Source organism: Paenibacillus sp. sgz302191 (genome assembly GCF_057749925.1).
The window spans coordinates 161,059-177,984 of record NZ_JBYLHY010000005.1 but is presented as its reverse complement, the minus strand read 5'-3'; the positions used below and the strand labels follow the sequence as shown (position 1 = coordinate 177,984).

17 protein-coding genes are annotated in these 16,926 nt (G+C 54.5%); 6 read left to right on the top strand and 11 right to left on the bottom strand.

Translation table 11 applies throughout. From position 1 onward, the window contains the following. Positions 1-105: 105 nt before the first annotated feature. The gene (larC2, locus tag AC3G2T_RS09365) at positions 106-588 is read left to right on the top strand and encodes a nickel pincer cofactor biosynthesis protein LarC2 (protein ID WP_474680019.1); all 483 of its coding nucleotides are present in this window, start codon (positions 106-108) and stop codon (positions 586-588) included. A gap of 58 nt (positions 589-646) precedes the next feature. Here the strand turns inward: larC2 and larC are convergent, their stop codons facing one another. From larC to larE, 3 genes are read right to left on the bottom strand one after another with little or no spacing between them, the layout of a single operon-like run. After that, positions 647-1,675 (bottom strand): nickel pincer cofactor biosynthesis protein LarC, encoded by a 1,029-nt coding sequence (larC, locus tag AC3G2T_RS09360; protein ID WP_488435255.1) that lies wholly within the window; start codon positions 1,673-1,675, stop codon positions 647-649. Positions 1,676-1,691: 16 nt separating this feature from the next. After that, positions 1,692-2,474, bottom strand: a complete 783-nt coding sequence (gene larB / locus AC3G2T_RS09355) for a nickel pincer cofactor biosynthesis protein LarB (RefSeq protein ID WP_474680021.1) — start codon at positions 2,472-2,474, stop codon at positions 1,692-1,694. Continuing rightward, the gene (gene larE, locus AC3G2T_RS09350; protein WP_474680022.1) at positions 2,471-3,319 is read right to left on the bottom strand and encodes an ATP-dependent sacrificial sulfur transferase LarE; all 849 of its coding nucleotides are present in this window, start codon (positions 3,317-3,319) and stop codon (positions 2,471-2,473) included. The genes larB and larE overlap by 4 nt, the downstream gene beginning before the upstream one ends. A gap of 200 nt (positions 3,320-3,519) precedes the next feature. Here larE and lipA point away from each other — a divergent pair, with 200 nt between their 5' ends. From lipA to AC3G2T_RS09335, 3 genes are all read left to right on the top strand, one after another. Beyond that, positions 3,520-4,401, top strand: a complete 882-nt coding sequence (lipA, locus tag AC3G2T_RS09345; RefSeq protein ID WP_474680256.1) for a lipoyl synthase — start codon at positions 3,520-3,522, stop codon at positions 4,399-4,401. Positions 4,402-4,422: 21 nt separating this feature from the next. Continuing rightward, the gene (locus tag AC3G2T_RS09340) at positions 4,423-4,737 is read left to right on the top strand and encodes a YutD family protein (protein ID WP_474680023.1); all 315 of its coding nucleotides are present in this window, start codon (positions 4,423-4,425) and stop codon (positions 4,735-4,737) included. 153 nt (positions 4,738-4,890) lie between these two features. Next, on the top strand, positions 4,891-7,023 hold the full coding sequence (locus AC3G2T_RS09335; RefSeq protein WP_488435254.1) for a PAS domain S-box protein: 2,133 nt from the start codon (positions 4,891-4,893) through the stop codon (positions 7,021-7,023). A 68-nt stretch (positions 7,024-7,091) separates the two neighbouring features. Here the strand turns inward: AC3G2T_RS09335 and AC3G2T_RS09330 are convergent, their stop codons facing one another. The 5 genes from AC3G2T_RS09330 to ylbJ form a co-directional block, all read right to left on the bottom strand. Continuing rightward, positions 7,092-7,904: an NAD kinase gene (locus tag AC3G2T_RS09330; RefSeq protein WP_474680025.1), complete on the bottom strand. Its 813-nt coding sequence runs from the start codon at positions 7,902-7,904 to the stop codon at positions 7,092-7,094. 12 nt (positions 7,905-7,916) lie between these two features. Beyond that, positions 7,917-8,588 carry a PilZ domain-containing protein gene (locus tag AC3G2T_RS09325; RefSeq protein ID WP_488435253.1) on the bottom strand — a complete coding sequence of 224 codons (672 nt, stop codon included), beginning with the start codon at positions 8,586-8,588 and terminating at the stop codon, positions 7,917-7,919. Positions 8,589-9,192: 604 nt separating this feature from the next. Next, a complete protein-coding gene (locus AC3G2T_RS09320; protein ID WP_488435252.1) occupies positions 9,193-9,660 on the bottom strand; it encodes a hypothetical protein in 468 nt (155 codons plus the stop codon). A gap of 268 nt (positions 9,661-9,928) precedes the next feature. Next, positions 9,929-12,484, bottom strand: a complete 2,556-nt coding sequence (glgP, locus tag AC3G2T_RS09315; protein WP_488435251.1) for an alpha-glucan family phosphorylase — start codon at positions 12,482-12,484, stop codon at positions 9,929-9,931. Positions 12,485-12,530: 46 nt separating this feature from the next. Beyond that, a complete protein-coding gene (ylbJ, locus tag AC3G2T_RS09310) occupies positions 12,531-13,769 on the bottom strand; it encodes a sporulation integral membrane protein YlbJ (protein ID WP_488435250.1) in 1,239 nt (412 codons plus the stop codon). A 310-nt stretch (positions 13,770-14,079) separates the two neighbouring features. On the opposite strand from ylbJ, the gene AC3G2T_RS09305 reads away from it, so the two are divergent. Beyond that, positions 14,080-14,472, top strand: coding sequence for a globin domain-containing protein (locus tag AC3G2T_RS09305; protein WP_488435249.1), 393 nt, complete (start codon positions 14,080-14,082; stop codon positions 14,470-14,472). A gap of 15 nt (positions 14,473-14,487) precedes the next feature. Further along, positions 14,488-15,186: a DUF2225 domain-containing protein gene (locus AC3G2T_RS09300; protein ID WP_474680031.1), complete on the top strand. Its 699-nt coding sequence runs from the start codon at positions 14,488-14,490 to the stop codon at positions 15,184-15,186. A gap of 66 nt (positions 15,187-15,252) precedes the next feature. Here AC3G2T_RS09300 and AC3G2T_RS09295 read toward each other — a convergent pair whose 3' ends face one another. From AC3G2T_RS09295 to AC3G2T_RS09285, 3 genes are read right to left on the bottom strand one after another with little or no spacing between them, the layout of a single operon-like run. Beyond that, a complete protein-coding gene (locus AC3G2T_RS09295) occupies positions 15,253-16,380 on the bottom strand; it encodes a GGDEF domain-containing protein (RefSeq protein ID WP_488435248.1) in 1,128 nt (375 codons plus the stop codon). 43 nt (positions 16,381-16,423) lie between these two features. Then, positions 16,424-16,654 (bottom strand): hypothetical protein, encoded by a 231-nt coding sequence (locus tag AC3G2T_RS09290; RefSeq protein WP_474680033.1) that lies wholly within the window; start codon positions 16,652-16,654, stop codon positions 16,424-16,426. Between the two features lie 4 nt (positions 16,655-16,658). Beyond that, positions 16,659-16,826 (bottom strand): YycC family protein, encoded by a 168-nt coding sequence (locus AC3G2T_RS09285; protein WP_474680034.1) that lies wholly within the window; start codon positions 16,824-16,826, stop codon positions 16,659-16,661. Between the last annotated feature and the right edge of the window lie 100 nt (positions 16,827-16,926).

Genomic DNA, 16,926 nt, shown 5'->3' with positions numbered 1-16,926 from the left:
CATGCGCCAATCATGGAATTTTTATCACGAACGGTGAACAGTTTCGTACCGAGTTTCCAAAGGTGCCGTTTTTTGCTATGATGCGGGTAAGAGGTGAGAGAGGGTATGTTCAATCACAGGGAAGAGCATGTGGACGACGGCATGCTGCTGATTCAAGCCAATCTGGACGATATGAATCCCGAGTGGGTTTCTTATATTATGGACAAGCTGTTCGATACCGGGGCCAATGACGTGTATGTCATTCCGATTATTATGAAAAAAGGCAGGCCCGGCGTCATGCTGAACGTGCTTGTCGATGCGGGCGTGCTGGAGGCTGTCGAGGAGGTTATTTTCAGTGAAACGACGACGCTGGGCATTCGCTACATGCACGCTTCCTGCCATCGTCTGGCCAGAGAATTCCGACATGTACAGACCGCATGGGGGCCGTTGACCGTCAAGGTCGGCTACCATCAAGGCAAGCTGGTGCAGTATGCGCCGGAGTTCAAGGAATGCGAGCAGATCGCCAAGCGGCATAACGTGCCCTTGAAACGCGTGTACGACGAAGCGAGAAAACAGTTTATGGCCGAACATATAAACGCCTCCTCCTGACGTGCGGGAAGAGGCGTTTGCTATTAGGGTCACGCGCAGCGGAGCAGGCGGCCCATCGTTAATGTCTTTCGCTGCAAGTTCCGGTATGCCTGTGCTTGTCCAGCTCACCGGGAGCCGGAACGTGCGGATGGCTGTGGTCGTGCCCGTGAGTATGATGGTCATGGTGGTCATGGTGGTCATGCCCATGATCGTGCTCATGATGCCCATGTCCGTGATCGTGACTGTGACCGTGCTCATGGTGCTCATGGTGAGAATGTCCATGCTCATGATGATGGTGATGATGATCCTCAAGCGTATGCGCATGGCCGTGCTCATGAGCGAGATGCTCGTGCGTGATCTGCCACTTGCCGATAAAAGGATCGGCTTTGCCGACGACGACCCGCAGCACGTTCGGCTGTTTCGGCAAATCGCGGGTGCCCGCCCCGTACCCGATGGAATCTACGATCATCGGCGGGAAGCTCTTGGAGAACTCATCCACGATGCCCGAAATGATGCCCGCGCCTGTAGGCGTCGTCAGCTCCAGGCTGTACGTCGTCGAGGCGATGGGCAGGCCGCGCATCATCTCCAGCGTAGCCGGGGCCGGCACGGGGTAGATGCCGTGGTCGATATGAATCGTGCCCGAGCCGAGCGGCACCGGGGACGCATAAATGCGCTCGATCTGCAGCGAGTCGATGGCCAGCGCGACGCCGACGATGTCGACGATGGAGTCAATGGCTCCGACTTCGTGAAAATGTACTTTTTCGACCGGAATTCCGTGTATTTTCGCTTCGGCAATGCCGATTTTTTCGAAGATCGCCAAGGCGAGAGCGGTCACCCGCTCGTTGAAGCCGGCATGCCGAATGACGTGCGCGATTTCCGAATAATGGCGGTGATGCTTCGGCGGATGCTGCGGGTCGAGCATGACGTCGAGCTTCATTGCCGAAATGCCGCGCTTGACGACGCGCTTCCATTCCAGCGTGTAAGGCTCGAGCTTGATCTTGGTCAGCTCTTCCTCGATGTAAGCGCGATCCGCTCCCGCATCGACCAAAGCGCCCAGCGTCATATCGCCGCTAATGCCGGAGAAGCAGTCCAAATACAATATTCGCATAATAGGCTCTCCTGCCTTATGATTTTTTTGACATGTTTTTGTTGATGAGGCCGGCGTAGTACCCGGCTCCGAAGCCGTTGTCGATGTTGACGACGGAGATGCCCGGCGAGCAGGCGTTCAGCATCGACAACAGCGGCGCGACGCCGCCGAGATGCGCGCCGTAGCCGATGCTCGTCGGCACCGCGACGATCGGCTTCGCGACGAGCCCGCCGACGACGCTGGCGAGCGCGCCCTCCATGCCGGCGACGACGACAATCGCGTTGGCACCGCGAATGAGATCCAGCCGGCGGAACAGCCGGTGAATGCCGGCGACGCCGACGTCGAACACCCGTTCGACGTGGCTGCCCAGGCATTCCGCCGTAAGAGCGGCCTCCTCCGCTACGGGGAGGTCGGAGGTGCCTGCGCACACGACGGCGATGTAGCCGTCGTGGACCTTGAGCATCGGGCGCTTGAACCAGGTCAGCGCCCGTGCGGTTTCGTGGTAGCTGACGCCTTCCACGGCAGCGACGACATGGGCGGCTTTGGCTGCGTCGACCCGCGTGGCAAGCACGCGGTCGGTGTGCTCCGTGAGCCGCCGGAAAATCGCCTCGAGCTGCTCGGCGGTCTTGCCTTCCCCGAAGATCACTTCGGGGAAGCCTGTCCGCTTCTCGCGCTCGATGTCAAGCTGGGCAAATCCAAGGTCCAGGGTGCCGGTGCCGCCAGCGGAACCGGTTCCGTCCTTGATGATTTGCCGCTTGGCTTCTTCTACGTCCAGATCGCCCGTCTGGACCAGCTTTAATATTTTTTCCAAATCCATCATAGGGACGCTTCTTTCACCTTTTCTTTCGTTTCCTTGGAAAGCACTTCGTTCATGCTTCCCGTGCGGTAGCCCTGGAGATCCAGCGTCACATAGGCGAAGCCCAGCTTGCTGAATTTCTCGTAAATGGCGTCGCGGTGCTCGAGCACTTTATGAATTTCGTCGGGCATGACTTCGATGCGGGCGATCTTGTCATGGTGTCTGACGCGCACCTGATAAAGGCCAAGCTGTATCAGGAAATGCTCGCCTTCGTCGAGCTGATCGATCTTCCACTTCTCGATGCGCGTTCCGTAAGGAATCCGCGAGGAGAGGCAGGCGAACGAAGGCTTGTTCCAGGTCGGAAGCCCAAGCTCTTTGGAAAGCTGCCTGATTTCGTCTTTGGTCAGCCCGGCTTCCTGGAGCGTGCTTCTTACTCCTTGCTCATTCTTGGCCTGAAGTCCGGGACGATAGTCGCCGAGATCGTCTACGTTCGAGCCGTCCAAAATATAAGGATAGCCTAATTGTTTGGCTAATTGCTGCAAATGTGAATACAGTCCCGTCTTGCAATGGTAGCAGCGGTCCGGATTGTTGGCGACGAAACTCGCATTTTCCAGCTCCTTGACCTCTGTTTTGTACAGTGGGACGCCTAATTGCTCCGCAAGCTCAACGGCTGCGTCAAATTCCCGTGTCGGGAACGTCTCGGACGCTGCGGTGACGGCGAGTACCTGATCGCCCAGCTCCTGTTTGGCGCGCTGCAGCACGAACGTGCTGTCCACGCCGCCCGAAAAAGCGACCAGCACGCGGCCCATGCCTTGCAAAATTTCCCCCAGGCGACGGTCTTTCGCGCGCGTTGCTTCTGTTATGCTCATCTTTCTTCCCTCCCACACAGCTCTGTTTCAAATTGCTCGGCCGGCTGTTTTGGTCATCCATCATAGTGTATCATAACTGGAAGTCAAAGTGGATTGTTTTGTCAAGCTTTCATGCTATAATGAGATCAAGCCGCGCCTGAACGCGGGAGTATGCCAAGCAGACGTCCGGACAGGATGAGAAACCATATAACAAAGGCGGGATACGGATGCCTACAAAACCTTTAGAGAGAAAACCAGACTGGCTCAAAATCAAACTTACAACCGGAGACAACTTCAAGGAAATCAAATCGATGATGCGTTCCAAGACGCTGCATACGGTTTGCGAGGAGGCGAAATGCCCGAATATTCACGAGTGCTGGGCGAACCGGACGGCTACGTTCATGATCCTCGGGGATATTTGCACGAGGGCTTGCCGCTTTTGCGCCGTGAAGACGGGGCTGCCGACGGAACTGGATCTGCAGGAACCGGAACGCGTGGCCGATGCCGCGCTGCAAATGGGGCTAAGGCACTGCGTCGTCACCTCGGTCGCCCGCGACGATTTGGAAGACGGCGGGGCGATGATTTTCGCCGAGACGATCAAGGCGGTACGCCGCAAAATGCCGCTGTGCTCCGTCGAAGTGCTCATTCCCGATTTTCTGGGCCGGGAAGCTTCGCTGGCTGCCGTGCTGGAAGCGAAGCCGGACATTTTGAACCATAACATTGAAACCGTAGAGCGCATGTCCGACCGGGTCCGTTCCAAGGCGAAATACCGCCGTTCTCTGGAGCTTCTCGAACGCTCCAAACGCATCGCTCCGGGCATTCCCACCAAATCGAGCATTATGCTCGGCGTCGGGGAAGAATGGGCGGAAGTGCTGCAGACGATGGACGATCTGCGCGCCGTCGGTTGCGACATTATGACGATCGGGCAGTATTTGCAGCCTTCGCCGACGCATTTGGAAGTCAAGCTATATTATACGCCGGAGCAGTTTGCCACGCTGAAGGAAGAAGGCATGCAACGAGGCTTCAAACATGTAGAGTCAGGCCCGCTGGTGAGAAGCTCCTACCATGCCCATGAGCAGGTTCAATCTGCTTCCGGATCTTAGAAAGGGGAATACGTTCCTGGCATGATCCACATAGCGAATAAAACATACGAGCTTGTTACCGACCACAAAAACGGCTGGAACTTCGAGGTATTCCGGGACCGGTTCAGCGAAGTGCTGGAGCGCTACGACTATATTGTCGGCGATTGGGGCTACAATCAATTGCGGCTGCGGGGCTTTTTTAAGGAAAATCACCCGAAAGCGACCAAGGAAAGCTCGATCGCTTCTTTGCAGGATTATTTAAACGAATATTGCAATTTCGGCTGCGCTTATTTTATTATCGAGAAAGTCAACGTCAAAAATCAGGCGGCTCAGGGAACGGCGGCAACGACAGTTTGAGCGCTGTGCTCCGAATTCAAGTAAACCTTGTGAAGGCAACCTCTTCCAAGGTTTACTTTTTTTTAACTTGTTATTGATTATTGGCGGCTTTCGTCTTATGCTTTGGTTAATATTAGGAAGCCTAATCGTGCACAATGATGAGGAGTACGAGTCATGAGGATGCCGCAGCAATTGCCTATCGAAAGCGTGATTCAAAAGGCCCCTGACGGGATTGGCATCGCCGATCTTGACGGCCGCTGGATATATGTCAATGAAGCGTTTTGCCGCTTTACCGGATATACGGAAAATGAACTGCTCGCTTTAACGTTTCAAAGCATTTCGCCGACAGAGGACCATGATTTTGAAACCGCCTGCATGGATGCCCTGCAAACGGGCGCCCGCAGCTCCTGCCGGTTTCACAAACGGTTCATACATAAAAAAGGGCATTCGATCGGTACGACGATCGACTTGTCTCTGCAAACCGGAGACGACCGGCCTGTGTTTTTCGTCTATTTGCAGCAAAGCGGGCGGCTCCACGATACTTACGAGCTTTTAATCAAGCACTCGCTGGATCTGATTTGCCGCATTTCCGTGGATGGCCGGCTCCTGTATGCATCCCCGGTTCTGAAGCCGATGCTGGGCTACGAACCGGAAGAGCTGGAAGGCAAAGAGGCGTGGTCGATCATTCACCGCGACGATGCGGGAGAGATTGTTTCATTTTTTCAGAACATGCGGGAATTTCCCGAACAGACACAGGAGCGGTTTCGGTTAATCCGCAAAAACGGCAGCTTCATTTGGATCGAAGTGACCTGCAACGTCGTCAAAAACGAATATGGCGAGCCCATAGAGACGATTTGCGTATTCCGCGATATCACGGAGCAAAAGCGCCAGGAAGAGCAGCTGAAGCTTTCCCAGGAGCTGTTCGACATCATTACCGGGCATGCGCAGGATTTGATTGCCTACGTATCGGCTGACGGCACTTTCCGCTATGCAAGTCCCGCTTTGCCTGCGCTGCTGGGCTACGAGCCTGATGAGATTATCGGACTGCCGGTGCTGGATTTCGTTCATGACGACGACCTGCGCCGTATTAAGGAAACGGAGTTTTTCCGTTTTTCCGATACAATGCTGTACACGTTCAGAATGCGCCACAAGAACGGCAGCTACGTCTGGCTCGAGTCTCTGATCAAAGGGATACGGAATGAGCAGGGCGGGATCGAAAAAGTATTCGGCATTTCCCGCGATATTACGAACCGCAGGCTGGCGGAGGACGAGCTGAGAGAGCAGGAGCAGCGCTACCGGGAACTGGTTGAGCATTCGCCCGACGCGGTAATTATCAGCTCGGGGGGAAAGTGGCTGTATGTGAACACTACGACCGTCAAGCTGCTCGGGGCGAAGTCCAAGGAAGAGGTGCTGGAGCGGGCGTCCGGCTGCATTCATCCCGACGATCTGGACGTTATCGCCGAGAGGCTGCGGCAGGTCGAGCAGGGCGGAGTCCCGGAACTGCTGGAACATAAGTTCATTCGTTTTGACGGGTCCGTTATCCACGCGGAAGTGAAATCGCTGCCGACGACTTACCGGAACGAACCGGCTGTACATACGATTTTGCGGGATATTACCGAACGGAATCATACGCAGGAGCTGTTGAAAGCTTCCGAGAAACTGAATATCGCCGGCCAACTGGCAGCCGGAATTGCCCATGAGATTCGCAATCCGCTTACGTCACTGAAAGGATTTTTGCAGTTTATCCAGTCCGGCGCCGGGGGCAAAAAAGAACATTTCGACATTATGCTCGACGAAATCAACCGAATTGAGCTGATCGTCAGCGAACTGCTTGTGTTGGCCAAGCCGGATCAAAAGATGAACGTGCGGGAGATCGATCTGGGCCCGATGCTAAAGCAGGTCATAACGCTGCTGGAGGCGCAGGCGATTTTGAACGGGGTGCAGCTTGCGTACTTTTGCCCGCTGCCGGCTTCGGGGATCAGGGGCGATGAAAACCAGTTGAAACAAGTATTCATCAATATGATCAAAAATGCGATTGAAGCGATGCCGAACGGAGGGGAAATCCGGGTTGAGCTGCTGCAGAGCGAACGCTCCGTCGTCGTGCAGATTACGGATCAGGGCAGCGGCATGGCGGAGGCGAGCATCCGCCGTTTGGGGGAACCTTTTTATACGACGAAGGAAAAAGGCAACGGTCTCGGTTTAATGGTCAGCTTCAAAATCATCGAACAGCATGGAGGCTCGATTCAGATTCAGAGCAAGCAGGAGGAAGGGACGTCATTTCGGATCAGCCTTCCGGTGTATGCCTGAGACGTCTGAACCGCCTGAGCCGTGTGCCCGGCAGGCGCAGCTTGCGCGCTGCCGGGCTTTGAGCGCGGCTATTTGACATCGAAGCCGATAAACGCCTCGCGGACCCTGTTCCAAAAAGGAAACGGGCGGAAGCGGGCGAACTTGACCTTGACGTCGGCGGCTACGCGGCAGCGGATCGATATGACGTCGTTGCGCTGCATATAAAGATGATCGAGGGATAAGAGCATGTTCTGGTTCGCCTTCGGATAAATGTCGCAGTGGTGATGCTTGGGCAAAATAATCGGCGATCCGAGCGTGCGGTACACGCGGTTGTTGATGGAGGCGATCTCCGCGATTTGCATCGCTTCGAGCGAAGGGTGAACCATCGCGCCGCCCAAGCTTTTGTTATAGGCCGTGCTGCCGGCCGGCGAAGAGATGCAAATGCCGTCTCCGCGGAACATTTCGAACATCTCGTCGTTAATGTCCAGCCGGGCCACCAGGGAAACTTCGATGCCTCTCAGCGTAAACTCGTTCAGCGCCAGGTGAGTTTCGACGCCTGCCGCTGTCGTAATTTCGATTTCGACCACCGGATATTGAACGATGCTCAGCCCGTCGGGGCCTGCAGTGTTGAGCATAAGCGCCGCCAAATGATCCATCTCATACGGCTTCCAATCGGCAAAAAAGCCCAGGTGCCCCGTATGGATGCCGACGAAAGCGATGCTGTCCAGCTTCCCGACATATTGATGGAACGCCTGAAGCATCGTGCCGTCTCCGCCGATCGAAAGGACGATGTCGGGATTTTCCTCGTCTCTTGGCATTCCATGGTGAGATGCAATAAAATGAAAACGTTCCGCCAACTCCTGAGAAATTTCATCGCCCCGGTCAATCACATTGTATTTCAAAATTTTTCCTCCTTAACATTCCAAACAGTAGCTTTCGATTTGCCCAAGTATGGATTCGGATGTATTTCTAAATTCGGCCGCGACCCGGTAAGAATCATGGCTAAAACTCGTTACGCGGACAATTTCGCAAAATGCCGAGATCGGCTGCGGATGCTGGGGCAAAAAGAAGCTTACCTCCAAAAACAACGGATAAAACAGCCGGTTCGTCGTAATGAACGACAGGCCGCCTGCGCTGATATCAAGCAATTGGCCGGTAAAGGCGACCCCTTTGCGGGCGGATATTCCGCGTATGCCGACGACCTGAAGCGTAATCGGCGTCCTGACGGACAACTTGATGCGGCTGTGCCGGCGGCTCTGATGAATATGAATGTCATCGGGTATCGAGAGCGTCAGAATGCAGCACGTTTTTTTGTTGTCCAGCTGGATCAGATCGACAGAACCCGCATACAGGAGGCTCCGGTCCCGGAGGGAAAACTCGATGAATGTGACATGTTCAAGCTTTTCGAATGGATAAAGTCCGGGCAGTTCCAACAAAACGGTAAAAGAAGACTCGCTGATTTTCTCTACGGTAAAGCTCTCCTCATAGCAAAAGGGCTGTCCATCCTTCGCTTCGCCGACGATGATGAGCCGGCATTCGGCGTTCGGTTTCAAGAGCCCCAATTCTAGCAGCTTATTCCAGTCCATAGCATCACCAAGCAGGCAGATTTACATACATCATCGGCACGAACATAACGTGACAACTACTTTCATAATAATCAATTAAATGAAATAAGGAAAGGGGCTGAATACGAAAGCCGCCGGCGGCTGCAGAGAAGGGCTCTGCGGCGGGCCGGGGATTGGCACGGAATGATGAAAATCATCCGTGCGGCACGGTGTGAGGGCGCGGCGCGCGTGCCCGCAAAGCACCCATCTCTGCATGGAACGATGAAAACCGTCCGTGCAGCAGAGTGTGAGGGCCGCGCCCCCGCTTGCAAAGCTGTTTTGCATCGTTGCAGTAGGCCGTGCGAGCGTGCAGGCCATTCGCAGAAAACCTGCAAAAGTACATCTTTTTGCTCCCAGATGCTGTGGCTCGGGATAATTCCTGCAAAAATGCAGTTTTTTTCGCCGAAATTCAGGCCCAAAGCCACTTTGAGCGAAAATTCCTGCACAATTGCAGGTATTTCTGCCAAATGAGCATCCGCCGCCCCAAAAGCCTGCACTTTTGCAGGTTCTTGGTCCGGGGCAAGCAGTTGTACTGCAGGTTGAGCCAAGCAGCTGTATTTGCAGGCCGGGCCAAGAACTGAGCAGGCTATGCGCAGAAAACCTGCAAAAGTACATCTTTTTGCTCCCAGATACCGTGGCTCGGGATAATTCCTGCAAAAATGCAGTTTTTTTCGCCGAAATTCAGGCCCAGAGCCACTTTGAGCGAATATTCCTGCACAATTGCAGGTATTTCTGCCAAACGAGCCTCCGCCGCCCCAAAAGCCTGCACTTTTGCAGGTTTTTGGTCCGGGGCAAGCAGCTGTATCGCAGGTTGAGCCAAGCTACTGTATTTGTAGGCCGAGCCAAAAACTTCGCAACTGTCAGGGCCAACTTTGACGGCACAGGAACGAGGCATTCCAGCGAGCAAACAGCAAATAAAACCGGCATCGAATAACCATGGCTTAAGAAGACAAACTTTGCTTGTCAGAACCGTTTGAGCGCCAGTCCGCAAATAAAAGATGAGGTGCCGCGAAAAAAACGATTGCGGATGCACGTTCCAAGCAAACGAGGCCATCCGGAACGTATCCGAATGGCCTCGTTCGAGCGAAGAAATTACGAAGATTGGAACTCTCGCAGAAGATACGCACCGCTGGTAGCTACCTCGGCCGGCTACACTCCCTAGGCATTCATCAGCGAAAGTGAGCTCGTGGCGAAGAAGCACTTCAGCCCGCCGGTCACGCTTGCCAAGTGCTCAGAATGTGCATCATCAGCAGGATTGAACCCGTGGCGAAGGAACCCTGCCGCGCCGCCGGTTCCCGCTCGCCAGGCGCGCATAACAGGCATCATCTGTGCAAGGTGCTCGTCACCAGAGGAAGCTCGTAGGAGTGGGCGAAGTTCGGGCTGATGGGCCGGACGCGGACCGAGAAATGGGGCCCGTGCAAAAGATGCTCGGGTATCACCGCTTTATACCGCTGCGTCTCCTGCAGGAGGGGCTCCGAAGGCTCCATAGCGACGATGACCTGCTCCCACGCGCCGCCTTTTTCTTCGTAGTAAACAATTTCCACGACCGTGTCCGGCGGCCATACGGGACCGTAAAAGACGTCCGCTGAAATCTCTTTCATGGCCGGCTGGCCCTCTTGCCCAAGAGGCAGCTCTGTCGATCTTTTGGCGGAGCGGTCGTCAACCGCGAGTATTTTTACGTGATGCCAGTTGTTTTTGATAAAACGCTTGTAATCGGCGACTTTGACCGCAAGGTCGTATCCGTCCCGGGCGAAGCGTTTGGCGCGGTCGGATGTCGGCAGGTAAGTGAGCTCCGCGTAGTTCTGTACCATCCGATGCGTGTTGTAGGCCGGGCTGAGCGTTTCCATCGAACGCTTCATGCGGCTGATCCACTGGTGGGGCACATCCCCCTGATTGTAATAAAGCGGGACGATCTCCTGCTCCAGGATGCGATAAATAGCGGCCGTGTTTTCTCTTTCCTGAGCGGCCCAATCCGCTTCGCCCGCCGAACCGATCGCCCACCCGTTCGAACCGTTGTAGCCTTCCTCCCACCAGCCGTCGAGGACGCTGAAATTGATCGCTCCGTTCATCGCCGCTTTTTGGCCGCTCGTTCCGCTCGCTTCAAGCGGGCGCCGCGGATTGTTCAGCCATACGTCGACTCCTTGGACGAGGTAGCGGGCCATGTTGATGTCGTAATTTTCGAGCATGACGATTTTTCCGGCAAACTCTTTCATTTGCGACACGCGATAAATTTCGCGGATGAGCTCCTGGCCGGGATGGTCGGCCGGATGCGCTTTGCCGGCAAAGATGAACTGAACCGGCCGGTCGGGGTCGTTCAGCAGCTTTTTCAGCCGGTACAAATCGTTAAAAACAAGATTCGCCCGCTTGTAGGTGGCAAACCGTCTGGCGAAGCCGATCGTCAGCGCTTTCGGATTCAAGTACTGCCGCACCTCGTCGATCCGCTCGGCCGCTTCGCTGTTGCGCTTCCGCTGTTCCATCAAATTGCGGCGCGCGAACCGGATCATATTCATTTTGAGCTGCTGGTGCACCTTCCAGATGGATTCGTCCGGAATGATGGCGATCCCTTCCCACTGCTGCGGGCTCGATTGGCGGATTTTCCACGAGCCGGGAAGAAAACGGTCCAGCAGCTCCTTCCATTCGGGAGCCATCCACGTATCGAGGTGAACGCCGTTCGTAATCGCATCGATCGGCACTTCGCCCGGCTCGATGTTGCCGTGAAATTCGCGGAACATTTCGCGGGAAACTTGCCCGTGCAGCTTGCTGACGCCGTTGCGCAGCGCGGACGTATTCAAGGCGAGATGGGTCATGTTGAACAGCCCTGTGCGCTTATCGAGCCCAAGCTCGACGATCTCTCTCTTGTTAACGGCGAGCTCGGTGAAAAGTGGCCCCAGATGATGCTCCACCATCCCGACAGGAAAAGCGTCATGCCCGGCGGGAACCGGCGTATGCGTCGTAAAGACGGTTGCAGCGCGAACCGTTTCCACGGCGACATGAAAAGCCAGGCCCTGTTTCAGCAGCTCTCTCAGCCGTTCAAGGGCCAGGAAAGCCGCGTGGCCTTCGTTGATGTGATAGACGTTCGGATAGATGCCGAGCGCGCGAAGCGCTTTGACTCCGCCGATTCCGAGCAATATTTCTTGGGAAATACGCGTGTCCTGATTGCCTCCGTACAGTTGGGAGGTCAGCTCCTTATCGGCAGCGCTATTGGCGCCGTGATCGGCATCCAGCAAATATACCGAGTTTCTTCCGACCTGCACGTTCCATACCTTCAAGGCGACCGAGCGACCGGGCATATCGACGTACACGATCAGCTCCTGCCCGTCTATAAGCGCAGGGCGAACGGGGAGCTTGGCAAAATCATAATAAAATAATTCCGCTTGCTGGCCGCCGGAAGCATCGAGCCTTTGCGTAAAATAGCCTTTTTTGTACAACAGCCCGACGCCGGTCAAAGGAAGGCCGAGATCGCTGGCCGACTTGCAATGATCCCCGGCCAAAATGCCGAGCCCGCCGGAATAAATCGGCAGCGACTCGTGAAAGCCGAACTCCGCGGAAAAGTAGGCGATTTGCACGAAGCCTTTATCCCCGTAGCTCTCCTGAAACCAGGTGCTGCCATTCAAGTATGCATCCAACTGTGCGGTTACGCGGCCGTAGGCTTCCAGGAAATCGGCATCCCGGCCGAGGCTTTCCAACTGCGAACCGTCCAGCTCCTCCAGCAGGCGGACCGGATTGTGCCCGGATTGCTCCCATTTGGCGGCGTCTATGCGTTCAAAGAGCTGCAGCGCCTCATGGTTCCAACTGAACCAAAGATTATATGCAATGTCCGAAAGGCGCTGGATGGCCGGCGGAAGTGTTCTTGCACCTGAAGTAAACGCAGCTTGCATATTTTGCTGTCCTCTTCCTTTGTTTGAATTTTCATGATTACCCATATTATCTTGTTCCACCAACCTTTTCATACATCAGTCTAAGAAAGGAGTATGCGGCAAACAGCAGCACGATGACTGCAAGAGCGGCAATGAATACCGTTCCGCTTGCGGGCAGCACTTGTTTGGCAAAACTGGAAAGGGGGGATGCCGTATCGAAATCGGGTAAAAATACGGATGTCTGCGCGCGAAATTGCTGCATAGGCTCCCAAATGACAAGTACAAGTGCGGCGGACAGCAAGCCGTGCGCCAGCCTGGCGGTGAAAAAGGGCAAATACCGCATATTCGTATGGCTCAGCAGACTGACGATTTGGGCATGAACGGACAGCCCGGCCCAGGACAAAATAAAAGCGGCGATCGCGACCTTGCTCGAGAGTGCGAGGCTGGTTGCAGCGGCACCGGCGGCTTTGGCCCCGAGGGTAACTTCGAACAAGCCGTTCATCACCGCTTGCGAAAGCTCGCTCGGCAGGCCGAAAGCCGTAAGCAGAGTCCGAATCAGCACGTACATGGCGTTCATGACATGAGCGGTTGTCAGCACTTCCAGCACGACGGAAAAAAAGACGACGAGACCGCCGACAACGAAAATCAGGTTGAGCGATTGCAAAATAGCCTGGCTCATCAATGCGCCGATCGGCCGTCCGTCAGCGAGCCTGGCCCGGTGCATCGACCGGAACGCCCGGCCCCAGATGTTTCCTACGGTTCTGGGGGCTTGCGGCGACGGCTCGCTCTTCCGGCCGTGGAACCGCATCATGATGCCGATGAGCACGGAGCCGCCGTAATGCGCGGCGGCCAAAATGACGGCGAGGCCGGCATCATGGAAAAAACCGACGGACACGGCTCCGATCAGGAAGATCGGGTCCGAGCTCGTGGTGAAGGCGACCAGCCGCTCGCCTTCCTCGCGGTTCACCAGCTTTTGTTCCCAAAGCTGGGAAGTCAAGCGGGCGCCGACCGGGTAGCCGGCGGCAAAGCCCATCGCCATGACGAAGCCGCCGATGCCGGGAATGCGAAAGACCGGCCGCATCATCGGATCGAGCAGCGCCCCGAAAAAATGGACGATGCCGAAGCCGAGCATAATCTCCGATATGACAAAGAACGGGAACAGCGCCGGGAAGAGCACGTCCCACCAAATGGATACCCCGCGCAAAGCGGCTTCCAGCCCTTCCTTCGGGAAAAAAAACAGGCATGTGCCGATCGCCATGACGACAAAGGCGGTAAGAAAAGCCGAGGTAACATTCCGATTTTGCATGGGACAGCGCCTCCTAAAAGCTGAACATAAGCTTACACATCAAATATATGAGTGGGGGTGGACATACATTCCGCTCTGAAAAATTGGACTTTGGACTGTTTTCTATCGGTTTTTATGGTAAAATAGAACTAAGTAGCGTATTGAATAAAGTCTTATATCTTGGGCCGCGGGAGTGATTCATATGACAAGTGTCATCGCCGGACTTCTCGTATGTGCTTTTGTGTTCGTCATCAGAGAAATGTTAATGAACGCAGCGGATGAAGATTGGGAGAATTACTAGACTGCTACCGGTTAGAGAGGTTTGAAACAAATGACAGATAAGGAACGCGATACGATTTATGAAGCGATGGGGGGAGCGGAGACGATCCGCAAGCTCGTGGAGGCCTTTTATCCGAAAGTACAGCAGCACCCGCTGCTTGCGCCTCTGTTCCCCGCAGATATTATACCTGTGATGGAGAAGCAGTATTTGTTCCTCACCCAGTTTTTCGGAGGGCCTTCCTTGTACTCCGATCAATACGGGCACCCGATGATGAGGGGCAGGCACATGCCGTTCCCGATTACGGTCGAGCGGGCGGATGCGTGGCTGGGCTGCATGTCCGAGGCTATGGAGGAAATCGGTTTGCCGCAGGACCTTAGAAGCTTTTTGCTGGAACGTTTGAAAGGATCTGCTTATCACTTTGTCAATACGCCCGAATCGGAATAGAAAGGCGTGGCCCCCATGGTCGAACCACTTTACGAAATCAATGTGCGATGCACATACTGCGACAATACGTTCAAAACTTCCAAAGTGCGTCCCAGCTTCAAAAAAGCGAAGCAAACCGATACGGATTTCTGCGTGCATTATAACGGTACGAATCCCGATTATTATGTAGTCCGGATCTGTCCTTTTTGCGGATACGCGCATACCGAGAACTTCTCCGGCAGTTGGAAGCCCGTGCATAAAGAACAATTCCATGACAGAGTGGTGAAAAATTGGTCGATGCGCGATTTCGGCGGGGAGCGCACTTGGGAAGAGGCGCTGCGAAGCTACAAGCTGGCGCTGCTCTGCGCGCAGATCAAGGAGGAGAAGCCGCGGGTGGTGGCAGGACTTCTGCATCATATCGCCTGGCTTTATCGTTCCAAGGAAGATAAAGAGCAGGAGAAACGCTTCCTGGCCTATGCGCTGGACGCCTACGTAAACGTGTTCGAAAGCGAAGGAATGGATCTGAACAACGCCAGATTGATGTTTTTGCTGGGCGAACTGAACCGGCGGTTGAGCAGCTATAATGAAGCGGTCAAATGGTTTTCACGGGTTATCAACGACCGCAAAATTATGGATGCCGCGATGATTCGCGCCAGCCGCGAGCAGTGGGTCGCCACCCGTGAGGACATGCTCGCCTCCAGATTGGAACTGCCGGAAGAAATGAAGCATGCTTGAGGCGGATCTGCCTGCAATAACAAAATGAACGCTTATCGATTCTGAAGGGACTGGAAGCTCCCGGAATCAGTAAGCGTTCATTTTTGCTTCATGGCCAGTCTGGCTTGTCAGGTCTGTCGGGCCGTCAAACAGGGTGACGCGGTTTTTGCCGGAATGCTTGGACGCATACAAGGCTTGATCCGCCTCGGAAACGATGCGCTGCAGCTCATCCTGGACCGACCGCGCCGTCGAGATTCCGATCGATACCGTTATCGGCATGGTTGAATCCGGGCGGCTCTCGCGAAAATGGTGCGCTACCGTCCGGCAAAGCCGGTCAGCGTACCGGACAACCCGGTCGGGATCGGTCTCCGTGCTCAGCAATATAAATTCTTCCCCGCCGTAGCGTGCCGCATAATCCTGCTCCTGGATGGAATTTCTGAGCAAAGCGCCGATATCGCGCAGCAGCTGATCACCTTCCAGATGGCCGAACTGGTCGTTAAAATGTTTGAAATTATCGATGTCGATCATGAAAATTGATATTTTGCGCTTTTTCATTACGTTTTCGGCTATGGCGGTGAAGCTGCGCAAATTCGGAAGCCGGGTCAAGCCGTCCTGGTTCGCCTGTATTTCAAGCTGCCGCTGGAGCCGCCAGCTTGTGTTCTCGTCATTGAACATCACAATCAGCACAATGAAAGCCGCCGATGCGATAAGGAGCATAAAAATCTGATTCGCCGCATAATCCCAGGATAAGACAGGTTCGCTGAAAACATGTATCAGCAGCCTCGCGACAAAGACGAGGAGGCTGATTTGCACGCCATGACGCACCGGGATGTCCAGAAAACCGCGGCGGTATTCTTTATTATGAAAAAAAGCGCTTAACAAAGCGGGAATGACGAGTTCCTGTACGATAACCGAAATCCCGTTGTCTTCCTGCCGGAATAGACCGAAACCGGCAGGCACAAGGGTGGAGAGCAGAGCTCCGGGAAGTCCGTACTGCAGGCCGGCCATAAAAATGGGCAGCGACCGCAAATCGATCAGCCCGAGTGCCTCAGGCAGCGGCTCCAGCATCATAAGCATACTGGCGATTCCTGTCAGCAGGGGAGCGAGCAGCCCTTCGTAAGGTTCGATAATCATTTTGCCGCGTATTTTCAGGGCGATATAGTTGAGAGTGACTAGTAGGCAAGCGTTAGTAAGCGGGGCGAGGTATTCATTCATAAGGGCCAATTTACTCCTTAAGCCCGGAAGCTGCGATTAAGGCCTAACGCAGACGGCGGTCGGCCAATAAATAATCGCGGTCCGTATCGATGACCGTCAGCTTGTTATGACAGCAGGGGAACACAAGCAGCTTTTTCTTTCCTTCGCGAATGGATTCCAGTTCATGGATTTTGAGCGGCAGCAGCACATTGGGGCTATGGCAGAACGGGCATTCCGTCACATACACATCTTTCATAATAATTTCATACGGCCATGTATTAGCGAATGGTATCAAAGAACTACTCCGGTTTCTTGTCGCCGCTGTTCGGAGACGGAAGATCTTTGGCCAACTCGGCAAGTTTTTGAAGCAAAATATGCTGAGGCATGTGCATGAGATGCTCTAACGGCACTTTCAGCTGTTCGGCCAGCTTTTGTGCTGTTTCGGGTGATATTTGCAACGGTTTCATATCATTGGTCCACCTTCCGTTTTCAAAAATGCTGCAACCATTACTTTAATTGATATCATACTTTGTACCCGGAAGCAATGATCAGTTTGGCGACTTGGAG

What these genes read in the sequence shown, in the direction of transcription:
- glgP (WP_488435251.1), bottom strand. Translation starts at nt 12,484, where the DNA reads ATGCAAGCTGCGTTTACTTCAGGTGCAAGAACACTTCCGCCGGCCATC.
- AC3G2T_RS09325 (WP_488435253.1), bottom strand. Translation starts at nt 8,588, where the DNA reads ATGGACTGGAATAAGCTGCTAGAATTGGGGCTCTTGAAACCGAACGCC.
- AC3G2T_RS09320 (WP_488435252.1), bottom strand. Translation starts at nt 9,660, where the DNA reads ATGGCCTCGTTTGCTTGGAACGTGCATCCGCAATCGTTTTTTTCGCGG.
- larB (WP_474680021.1), bottom strand. Translation starts at nt 2,474, where the DNA reads ATGATGGATTTGGAAAAAATATTAAAGCTGGTCCAGACGGGCGATCTG.
- AC3G2T_RS09295 (WP_488435248.1), bottom strand. Translation starts at nt 16,380, where the DNA reads ATGAATGAATACCTCGCCCCGCTTACTAACGCTTGCCTACTAGTCACT.
- larC (WP_488435255.1), bottom strand. Translation starts at nt 1,675, where the DNA reads ATGCGAATATTGTATTTGGACTGCTTCTCCGGCATTAGCGGCGATATG.
- ylbJ (WP_488435250.1), bottom strand. Translation starts at nt 13,769, where the DNA reads ATGCAAAATCGGAATGTTACCTCGGCTTTTCTTACCGCCTTTGTCGTC.
- larC2 (WP_474680019.1), top strand. Translation starts at nt 106, where the DNA reads ATGTTCAATCACAGGGAAGAGCATGTGGACGACGGCATGCTGCTGATT.
- AC3G2T_RS09285 (WP_474680034.1), bottom strand. Translation starts at nt 16,826, where the DNA reads ATGAAACCGTTGCAAATATCACCCGAAACAGCACAAAAGCTGGCCGAA.
- larE (WP_474680022.1), bottom strand. Translation starts at nt 3,319, where the DNA reads ATGAGCATAACAGAAGCAACGCGCGCGAAAGACCGTCGCCTGGGGGAA.
- AC3G2T_RS09335 (WP_488435254.1), top strand. Translation starts at nt 4,891, where the DNA reads ATGAGGATGCCGCAGCAATTGCCTATCGAAAGCGTGATTCAAAAGGCC.
- AC3G2T_RS09305 (WP_488435249.1), top strand. Translation starts at nt 14,080, where the DNA reads ATGACAGATAAGGAACGCGATACGATTTATGAAGCGATGGGGGGAGCG.
- AC3G2T_RS09300 (WP_474680031.1), top strand. Translation starts at nt 14,488, where the DNA reads ATGGTCGAACCACTTTACGAAATCAATGTGCGATGCACATACTGCGAC.
- AC3G2T_RS09340 (WP_474680023.1), top strand. Translation starts at nt 4,423, where the DNA reads ATGATCCACATAGCGAATAAAACATACGAGCTTGTTACCGACCACAAA.